Here is a 6,894-nt window from a genome sequence, read left to right as displayed (position 1 = left end):
AGCGCGGCGCCTTGGACGCGGCCTGCGGCCGCTGCTACAGAAACCGCGTTGCCTGACGCCGTGCGCGGTCAGCGGGTCGCGCCCCCCGTAGCAGCTGCCGCAGGCTGCGTCCGGATTCCCCGCGGTGCGCCGGGAAAAACGCGGCGCCTTGGACGCGGCCTGCGGCCGCTGCTACGGAAACCGCGTTGCCTGACGCCGTGAGCGGTCAGCGGGTTGCACCCCCCGTAGCAGCTGCCGCAGGCTGCGTCCGGATTCACCGCGGTGTGCCGGGAAAAGCGCGGCGCCTTGGACGCGGCCTGCGGCCGCTGCTATAGAAACCGCGGTAGAAGCCGGCCCTGGCCGGGCGCCGCCACAGCGCCTGCGGCCGCAGACAAGGACAGATTTCCAGCTAGCAATCAGCGAACGGCAAACCTGTCTATAGTCCGATATACCCTGCACGCCGACTTGGCCGGCCGGGAATGCTGCGATACCATCCCAGTCCCCAACGGATTCCCGCCAGGACGACGCGATGAACCGAGTGTTGTACCCAGGTACCTTCGACCCCATCACCAAGGGTCACGGCGATCTGGTCGAACGCGCCTCGCGCCTGTTCGACCACGTGGTCATAGCCGTGGCCGCGAGCCCCAAGAAAAACCCGCTGTTCCCCCTGGAACAACGGGTCGAGCTGGCGCGCGAGGTCACCAAGCATCTGCCCAACGTCGAGGTGGTCGGCTTCTCTACCCTGCTGGCGCACTTCGCCAAGGAGCAGGGTGCCAACGTGTTCCTGCGCGGCCTGCGTGCGGTCTCGGACTTCGAGTACGAGTTCCAGCTGGCCAACATGAACCGCCAGCTGGCGCCCGACGTCGAGAGCCTGTTCCTTACCCCGTCGGAGCGTTATTCGTTCATTTCCTCGACCCTGGTCCGGGAAATAGCGGCATTGGGCGGCGATATCACCAAGTTCGTGCACCCGGCCGTGGCCGAGGCGCTGACCCTGCGCTTCAAGAAATAGCCAGTGCCGGCCGCCTTGCATAAGCGTGCACTGCGCGCGCTTATGCGGCACAATTGCGCACATTAGTGTTCATATGCCCGGGCCAAGGCCCCGGCCGGAGTACCCATGTCCCTGATCATCACCGACGATTGCATCAACTGCGACGTCTGCGAACCCGAGTGCCCGAACGCGGCGATTTCCCAAGGCGAGGAGATCTACGTGATCGACCCGAACCTGTGCACCCAGTGCGTCGGCCACTACGACGAACCGCAGTGCCAGCAGGTGTGTCCGGTCGACTGCATCCCCCTGGATGAAGCCCACCCGGAAACAGAAGAACAGTTGATGGAGAAATACCGCAAGATCACCGGCAAAGCCTGATCTTGCCGCTCAAGGAGGAGCCGCCCATGCCGAACACCCGCTCACTGCTGTTCGGCGCGTTGCTGCTGTGCTGCTCCGCCCTGGCCCACGCCCAGCCGCTGCCGGCTGCGGCGGCCATCGCCAGCCCTCACCCGCAGGCCACCGCCGCCGGGCAGAAAATCCTCGCCGAGGGCGGCAACGCCTTCGATGCCGCCATTGCCATCAGTGCCGCCTTGGCGGTAGTGGAGCCCTACGCCTCCGGGCTGGGCGGTGGCGGCTACTTCCTGCTGCGCCAGGCCGGCACCCCGGCCGCCTATCGCTTCCTGGATGCCCGGGAGAAAGCACCGCTTGCAGCCCGCGCCGACATGTACCTGCGCGACGGCAAGGAACAACCGGGGCTGTCCACCACCGGCGCACTGGCCAGCGGCATCCCCGGCCTGCCCGCGGCGCTGGTGGAACTGGCCGCGCATTACGGCAAGCTGCCGCTGAAAGACTCCCTGGCGCCGGCCATCCGCCTGGCCAACAAGGGCTTTGCCGTGGACCGCGTGTACCGCGCCTGGGCCACCGCGCGCCTGGCGGCCATGCGCGACGACCCGGAAACCGCGCGCCTGTTCCTGCGCGATGGCGAGGTACCGGCCGTCGGCGAAGTGCTGCGCCAACCCGAGCTGGGGCAAACCCTCACCCGCATCGCCGAACAGGGCCGCGATGGCTACTACGCCGGCGCCACCGCCCAGGCGCTGGTCAAGGCGGTGCAGGCTGGCGGCGGCATCTGGACCCTGAAGGACCTGGCCGACTACCAGGTGGCCAGCCGCGCGCCGCTGCGCTTTGCCCTGGCCGACCAACGCGAGCTGATCAGCGCCCCGCCGCCCTCGGCCGGCGGCATCGCCCTGGCCCAGTCGCTGGCCATCTTGCAGCAGGTGCCGTGGCGCCAGGCCGAGCCGGTGCAGCGCGTGCATTACGTGGTGGAAGCCCTGCGCCGCGCCTATCGCGACCGCAGCCAGCTGGGCGACCCGGACTTCGTCAACAACCCGACCCAGGCGCTACTTTCCCCCGCCTACCTGAAAAGCCTGGCCGCCAGCATCGACCCGCAGCAAGCCACGCCCAGCGCCGACCTGCCGCCCGCCCCGGCCTGGCGCGAGGGCGAGCACACCACCCATTTCGCCGTGCTCGACAACCAGGGCAACGCCGTGGCCGCCACGCTGTCGGTGAACCTGCCGTTCGGCGCCGCCTTCACCGCCGCTGGCACCGGGGTGGTGCTTAACGACGAAATGGACGACTTCGCCGCCGACCCCCACGGCAGCAACGCCTACGGGCTGGCCGGCAGCCAGGCCAACGCCGTGGCGCCGGGCAAGCGCCCGCTGTCGAGCATGAGCCCCAGCTTCATCGAAAGCCCGACGGATTTTGCCGCCTTCGGCACACCGGGCGGCAGTCGCATCCCGAGCATGGTGCTGCTGGCGATGCTGCAGTACCTGGATGGCCAGCCGGTGCCAACCTGGCCGGCCGTGCCGCGCTACCATCACCAGTACCTGCCGGATGTGGTGGAGTACGAGCCGGGTGCGTTCACCGCTGCCCAGCTGGCCGAGCTGCAAGGCCGCGGCTACAGCCTCAAGCAGGCCGGCCGCGCCTACGGCAACCAGCAGGTGCTGCTGTGGCACAAGGATAATGGCAAGGTGGAAGCCGCCAGCGACCCGCGTGGCGTAGGTGTTTCCGAGGTGATGCCGGCCAACCCGTGACCGGCGTGACGGTTACTGGCGCTTGCCGTAGCCGTCGCCGGTGCAGCCCAGGCAGCGCACGAACGCCGCCTTGCCGGGGTCGACCACCAGCGCCTTGCCGGCGTCCTTGACGTTGCCGCCCAGGGCGGTGAACGGCAGCGACACCACGAACACCGCCGCACCGATGGCCGTGGCGGCAATCAGCAAGGGCCGGGCAATGACCAGGTCGGCGATCATCGAAAAAGCGGGCGGGCTCTGCACCTGGTACACCGGGTCGCCGCTGCCACTGCTTTCCTGCAGTTCGTCGGCCAGGCTGGGCAAGGCCTGCAGGCCCAGGCACAGCATCAGTACGAGGGACAGGGTACGGAAGCAATTCATGGCACAGTCCTTTTGCGGGCGTTTGCGGCTACTTGATTCTTCACTATATCAGCGTCTGCCGGGTTGTCAGGCCCGGCGCGTAACCGCTTACTTCTGGCAGCGCGGGCAGTACACGCTGGCGCGCTGGCCCAGCTTCACCTCGCGCAGGGTGCTGCCGCACACCTTGCACATCTCGCCGCCGCGCCCGTAGACGAACAGCTCCTGCTGGAAGTAGCCCGGCTGGCCGTCTCCGCCGATGAAATCGCGCAAGGTGGTGCCGCCACGCTCGATGGCCATGGCCAGGATGCGCTTGATCTCGATGGCCAGCTTCAGGTAGCGCGCCCGGGAAATGCCACCCGCCTCGCGGCGCGGGTCGATACCAGCGGCGAACAGCGCTTCGGTGGCGTAGATGTTGCCCACCCCCACCACCACGGCGTTGTCCATGATGAACGGCTTCACCGCCATGCTTTTGCCGCGCGACAGCTGGAACAGCCGCTCGCCGTCGAACAGCGCGGTCAGCGGCTCCGGCCCCAGGCGCACCAGCAGCTCGTGGTTGAGCGGGTCCAGGCTCCAGAGCATGGCGCCGAAGCGCCGCGGGTCGGTGTAGCGCAGCGCCAGCCCCGACTCCAGCTCGATGTCCACGTGCTCATGCTTGAGCGCCGGCAGGCCCACTTCCACCAGGCGCAGGTTGCCGGACATGCCCAGGTGGCTGATCAACGTGCCGACCTCGGCGTTGATCAGCAGGTATTTGGCCCGCCGCTCGACGCCGATGATCTTCTGCCCCGACAACCGCGTGTCCAGATCTTCGGGGATCGGCCAGCGCAGGCGGCGATCGCGCACGATCACGCGGCTCACGCGCTGCCCTTCAAGGTGGGGCGCAATGCCCCGGCGGGTCGTTTCGACTTCAGGCAATTCAGGCATGGAAGGCTCGTTGCAGAGCGGCGGGTAGCGTCAGCGCGCGCCCAGCTCGCGGATGGATTCCTTCAGGTTCTCGAAGTCGTAGTCCGACAGGCCGACGTAGTCGAGCACCAGATGGCTGATGGTGTTCCACTCGTGGTCTTCGTTCTGGTTGCCCAGCACCCGGTGCGACGAGCAGATATGTTCGGCCATCTTCAGGATCGCCAGCAGGTTTTTCAACTGGCTGTTCTGGTTGGAGTCATCGCTGAAGATCGCCAGGGCATTGTGATGGTTGGCGATGGCGTTGCCCAGGTGCTCGGGCAGGCGCCAGGACTTGGCGGTGTAGTAGCCCACCACCGAGTGGTTGGTGTTGTACGCCTGGTTTTCGGTGTCCACCACGCGCAGTTCGGGGCCGGCGTTGGCGTAGGCGCGCTCCAGGGTGCTCATGTAGTCGGGGAAACGCTTGAGCATCAGCGGAATGCCGCAGTCGTGGAACAGGCCCAGGGCGTAGGCCTCGTCCACCGCCTGGGAGCCGATGCGCTTGGCCAGCGTCAGGCAGGTCATGGCCACGTCCTGGGCGGTGTCCCAGAAACGGTTGAGGGTGACGATGGTTTCGTCGCTCATCTCGCCCTTGATCGACTGGGCGTTGATCAGGTTGATGATGGAGCGGCTGCCCAGCAGGTTCACCGCGCGCTGGATGGAGGCGATCTTGTTCGACAGCCCGTAGTACGGCGAGTTGACGATTTTCAGCAGCGCCCCCGACAGGCCCGGGTCCTGCGCTATCAGACGAGCGATCACTTCCAGGTCCGGGTCGGGCATGTACTGCTCCATCTGCAGGTCTACCATGATCTGCGGTTGAGGCGGCACACTGATCCCCTGCAAGGCCTGCTGGATCTGTTCTTCTGAAAGCTCTTGGGACATAAGTACACACTCTGGACTGAGGTGCGATTTTAACCCTTGCGAGGGGCGGCGGCACAACCGCTAGCTATCTGTTTCATGACAAGTGGCCACTACCTTTCACGTATCAAAACCGATACCCCGTAGCAGCGGCCGCCAGGCCGCGTCCACCGGCGCCACGTATTTCCAGCCGAACCGCGCGGGGGCCTGACGCCGCCTGCGGCAGCTGCTACGCGGCTATTCGTCAAGCGGGCAAGCCTGCCATTTGCGTTCACGCTATACTCCCGCTCTTTTTTCCCCGGAGCGACTTCATGTCCCTGCCCAGCCTTCGCCTCAAAGCCAATGCCGACCGCCGCCTGCGCGCCGGTCACCTGTGGGTCTACAGCAACGAGATCGACGTAGCCGCCACGCCCCTGCATGGTTTCAAGGCCGGCGACCAGGCCGTGCTCGAAGCCGCCGGTGGCAAGCCGCTGGGCATCGTCGCGATGAGCCCCAACAACCTGATCTGCGCCCGCCTGCTGTCGCGCGACGCCAAGCTGCCGCTGGACAAGTCGCTGCTGGTGCACCGCCTGAACGTCTGCCTGTCGCTGCGCGAGCGCCTGTTCGACAAGCCGTTCTACCGCCTGGTGTACGGCGATTCCGACCTGCTGCCGGGCCTGGTTGTCGACCGTTTCGGCGACATTCTGGTGGTACAGCTGGCCTCGGCCACCATGGAACAGCACAAGGCCGACGTCATGGCCGCGCTGATCCAGGTCATCAAGCCCAGCGGCATCCTGTTCAAGAACGACTCGGCCGCCCGTGACGCCGAAGGCCTGGAACGCTACGTGGAAACCGCCTTCGGCGTGGTGCCTGAGTGGGTCGACCTGGAAGAAAACGGCGTGAAATTCCAGGCCCCGGTCATGGAAGGCCAGAAGACCGGCTGGTTCTACGACCACCGCATGAACCGCGCCCGCCTGGCCCCGTACGTCAAGGGCAAGCGCGTGCTCGACCTGTTCAGCTACATCGGTGGCTGGGGCGTGCAGGCCGGTGCCTTCGGCGCCAGCGAAGTGTTCTGCGTCGACGCCTCGGGCTTCGCCCTGGACGGCGTTGAGCGCAACGCCGCCCTCAACGGCTTCGCCGAGAAGGTCACCTGCGTGGAAGGCGACGTGTTCGAAGCCCTGAAGCAACTGAAGGCCTCCGAAGAGCGCTTCGACGTGATCGTCGCCGACCCGCCCGCTTTCATCAAGCGCAAGAAAGACCTGAAGAACGGCGAAGGCGCCTACCGCCGCCTGAACGAACAGGCCATGCGCCTGCTCAGCAAGGACGGCATCCTGGTCAGCGCCTCGTGCTCCATGCACCTGCCTGAAGACGACCTGCAGAACATCCTGCTGACCAGCGCCCGCCACCTAGACCGCAACATCCAGCTGCTGGAACGCGGCGGCCAGGGCCCGGACCACCCGGTACACCCGGCCATCCCGGAAACTCGCTACATCAAGAGCATTACCTGCCGGTTGCTGCCCAATAGCTGATACCTGCCCAGCGATGAGAAATGCCGCGTAGCCGCTGCCGCAGGCTGCGCTGGCCCATGTGTTCGCTGCAGATCTTCAGCGAGGCACAGGGCCAGCGCAGCCTGCGGCAGCGGCTACGATTATTCCTACAAAAACTTGGGAAATTTCGTGATCTAGCCGCTATTGACCACGATTTGGATGCGAGTAGCCTTCGTTGTCA

At 66.3% G+C, this 6,894-nt stretch carries 7 protein-coding genes; 4 read left to right on the top strand and 3 right to left on the bottom strand.

What is annotated here, in order from left to right; all coding sequences use genetic code 11:
• Positions 1-508 precede the first annotated feature (508 nt).
• The 3 genes from coaD to ggt all read left to right on the top strand — a co-directional run bounded on the left by coaD (position 509) and on the right by ggt (position 3,057).
• Complete coding sequence (gene coaD, locus AC0Z2B_RS10405) at positions 509-988, top strand: pantetheine-phosphate adenylyltransferase (RefSeq protein WP_416427378.1); 480 nt, start codon at positions 509-511, stop codon at positions 986-988.
• Between the two features lie 105 nt (positions 989-1,093).
• Positions 1,094-1,345 carry a YfhL family 4Fe-4S dicluster ferredoxin gene (locus tag AC0Z2B_RS10400; protein WP_003195146.1) on the top strand — a complete coding sequence of 84 codons (252 nt, stop codon included), beginning with the start codon at positions 1,094-1,096 and terminating at the stop codon, positions 1,343-1,345.
• Positions 1,346-1,371: 26 nt separating this feature from the next.
• Positions 1,372-3,057 carry a gamma-glutamyltransferase gene (gene ggt, locus AC0Z2B_RS10395; protein ID WP_476296496.1) on the top strand — a complete coding sequence of 562 codons (1,686 nt, stop codon included), beginning with the start codon at positions 1,372-1,374 and terminating at the stop codon, positions 3,055-3,057.
• Between the two features lie 12 nt (positions 3,058-3,069).
• On the opposite strand, the gene AC0Z2B_RS10390 is transcribed toward ggt, so the two are convergent.
• From AC0Z2B_RS10390 to AC0Z2B_RS10380, 3 genes are all read right to left on the bottom strand, one after another.
• Positions 3,070-3,414: a multidrug transporter gene (locus tag AC0Z2B_RS10390; RefSeq protein ID WP_416427380.1), complete on the bottom strand. Its 345-nt coding sequence runs from the start codon at positions 3,412-3,414 to the stop codon at positions 3,070-3,072.
• 87 nt (positions 3,415-3,501) lie between these two features.
• Positions 3,502-4,314: a bifunctional DNA-formamidopyrimidine glycosylase/DNA-(apurinic or apyrimidinic site) lyase gene (mutM, locus tag AC0Z2B_RS10385; protein WP_416427382.1), complete on the bottom strand. Its 813-nt coding sequence runs from the start codon at positions 4,312-4,314 to the stop codon at positions 3,502-3,504.
• A 30-nt stretch (positions 4,315-4,344) separates the two neighbouring features.
• Positions 4,345-5,157 (bottom strand): HDOD domain-containing protein, encoded by an 813-nt coding sequence (locus AC0Z2B_RS10380; RefSeq protein WP_476296502.1) that lies wholly within the window; start codon positions 5,155-5,157, stop codon positions 4,345-4,347.
• A 341-nt stretch (positions 5,158-5,498) separates the two neighbouring features.
• Here AC0Z2B_RS10380 and AC0Z2B_RS10375 point away from each other — a divergent pair, with 341 nt between their 5' ends.
• The gene (locus AC0Z2B_RS10375; RefSeq protein WP_008364826.1) at positions 5,499-6,695 is read left to right on the top strand and encodes a class I SAM-dependent rRNA methyltransferase; all 1,197 of its coding nucleotides are present in this window, start codon (positions 5,499-5,501) and stop codon (positions 6,693-6,695) included.
• The last annotated feature ends 199 nt before the right edge of the window (positions 6,696-6,894 follow it).

It is taken from the genome of Pseudomonas sp. GYB4201, from assembly GCF_056312595.1.
Note: the sequence above shows the minus strand (reverse complement) of the source record. Positions and strands in the feature narration are given on the sequence as shown.

Bases quoted from the DNA above. Each gene is read 5' to 3' on its own strand.
- AC0Z2B_RS10375 (WP_008364826.1), top strand. From the start codon at position 5,499: ATGTCCCTGCCCAGCCTTCGCCTCAAAGCCAATGCCGACCGCCGCCTG.
- AC0Z2B_RS10390 (WP_416427380.1), bottom strand. From the start codon at position 3,414: ATGAATTGCTTCCGTACCCTGTCCCTCGTACTGATGCTGTGCCTGGGC.
- mutM (WP_416427382.1), bottom strand. From the start codon at position 4,314: ATGCCTGAATTGCCTGAAGTCGAAACGACCCGCCGGGGCATTGCGCCC.
- ggt (WP_476296496.1), top strand. From the start codon at position 1,372: ATGCCGAACACCCGCTCACTGCTGTTCGGCGCGTTGCTGCTGTGCTGC.
- AC0Z2B_RS10400 (WP_003195146.1), top strand. From the start codon at position 1,094: ATGTCCCTGATCATCACCGACGATTGCATCAACTGCGACGTCTGCGAA.
- coaD (WP_416427378.1), top strand. From the start codon at position 509: ATGAACCGAGTGTTGTACCCAGGTACCTTCGACCCCATCACCAAGGGT.